Source organism: Bifidobacterium sp. UBA6881, from assembly GCA_002451435.1.
Taxonomy (GTDB): Bacteria; Actinomycetota; Actinomycetes; order Actinomycetales; family Bifidobacteriaceae; genus Bifidobacterium.
In genome coordinates this window covers 8,932-10,644 of the sequence record DKCF01000039.1, presented here as the reverse complement: position 1 = coordinate 10,644, position 1,713 = coordinate 8,932, and the positions used below count along the sequence as shown (strand labels likewise).

At 61.0% G+C, this 1,713-nt stretch carries 2 protein-coding genes; both read right to left on the bottom strand.

Going from position 1 to position 1,713, the window contains the following annotated elements:
- Nucleotides 1–71: 71 nt before the first annotated feature.
- Nucleotides 72–1,349, bottom strand: coding sequence for a phosphoribosylamine--glycine ligase (purD, locus tag B3C64_RS03310; RefSeq protein ID WP_291533702.1), 1,278 nt, complete (start codon nt 1,347–1,349; stop codon nt 72–74).
- Between the two features lie 116 nt (nt 1,350–1,465).
- Nucleotides 1,466–1,713: AIR synthase-related protein (locus B3C64_RS03305; protein ID WP_291533701.1), on the bottom strand; the 248-nt coding region annotated here is incomplete at its 5' end.

The following is a 1,713-nucleotide window of genomic DNA, read 5'->3' as shown; positions in this document are numbered from 1 at the left end:
GTTCCACGGGCCACTTTATTCGTGTTGCCGGCGTTTATGCTGCCGATGCGTTTCCGTCGGGATTCCCCGTCTTATGCGTTCAGCGCCTGCAGAGCCTTGGCGCCGATGTCGTGACGGTAGAACATGCCCTTCGTGTCGAGCTTGTCGATGATCGCGTAGACCTTGTCCTGCGCGGCCTTGATGTCCGGAGCGGAGGTTTCGACGAACAGCACGCGGCCGGAATTCGCGACGAGTCCGTGCTCGTCACGGGTGACGCCCGCATAGAACACATGGGAATCCTCGTCCACCGGAATCTCGGGAATCGCCGCGCCCTTGATAACGTTGGTCGGGTATCCGTCGGAGGCGAGTACCACGCCAAGGGTGGCATTGTGCTCGTCCCAGGTGAATTCCGGCGTCTCGTTGTTGAGGATGGCGTTGATGCCGGCGCCGAGGTCGGAAGTGAGCTTGGGCAGCACGACCTCCGTCTCCGGGTCGCCGAAGCGCGCGTTGAATTCGATGACCTTCGGGCCGTCCGCGGTGGCGATGAGGCCCGCGTACAGGATGCCGGTGAACGGCGTGCCCTCGTCCGCCATGGCCTGCACGGTCGGCTTGACGATGGTTTCGATCGCGGTGTCGATCACGTCCTGGCCGATTTGCGGGACCGGGCTGTACGCGCCCATGCCGCCGGTGTTCGGGCCCTTGTCGCCGTCGTAGGCGCGCTTGTGGTCCTGGGAAATCGGCATTGGCCAGAATTCGGTGCCGTTCACGAAGCTCATCAGCGAGAATTCCTGTCCTTCGAGGAAGTCCTCGATGACCACCTTCGCGCCGGCGTTGCCGAAACGATGGTCGATGAAGATGTCATCCAACGCGGCGATGGCGGTTTCCTCATCCATCGCGACGGTCACGCCCTTGCCCGCGGCCAAGCCGTCGGCCTTGATCACGATCGGCGCGCCGTGCTTGCGCACGTAGGCGGTGGAGCGTTCCAGATCGTCGAAGGTCTGGTATTTCGCGGTCGGGATGTCGTGACGTTCCATGAGTTGCTTGGCGAAGTCCTTGGAACCTTCGATCTGCGCGGCGGCCTTGTTCGGGCCGAACGCCTTGATTCCCGCGGCGGCGAAATCGTCGACGATGCCTTCGATCAGCGGCACCTCTGGTCCGACGAACACCCAGTCGTATCCGTTGTTCTTCACGAAATCGATAAGCGCGGCGTGATTGGACGGATTGACCTGGGTGGTGCGGATGCCGTCGAGTTCCATGCCCGGATTGCCCGGTGCGACGGTCACTTCGTCAACGCTGCCGCCGCGCATGAGCGCGTGGGCGATGGCATGCTCGCGCGCGCCGGAACCGATAACCAGAACCTTCTGACCCATAATCTAATCTCCTCGAATTGCTTGAAAATCCTGATGGTTGAAATTGGAATGATGTTTACGAATATTGACGGGCATAAGTTAAGGCCTCCTCAAGAAAGGGGAGGCCTTAACTTCCTTCACACGAGTTCCACGTCGTCGCCGGTCTTCTTGACGATGCTGCCGAGCGTGTACGCGGCTTCGCCGTTGTCTTCGAGCAGCTTCATGGTCTTCTCGGCGTCTTCGGCGCTGACGGCCAGCACCATGCCGATGCCCATGTTGAAGATGTTGAACATCTCCATATGGTCGATTTCGCCGGCCTTCTCCAGCACGTCGAAAATCGGCAGCACGGGCCAGGAGCCCAGATTGATGTGGGCCGCCAGGCCGT

Coding starts and splice junctions, on each gene's coding strand:
- purD (WP_291533702.1), bottom strand. CDS start 1,349: ATGGGTCAGAAGGTTCTGGTTATCGGTTCCGGCGCGCGCGAGCATGCC.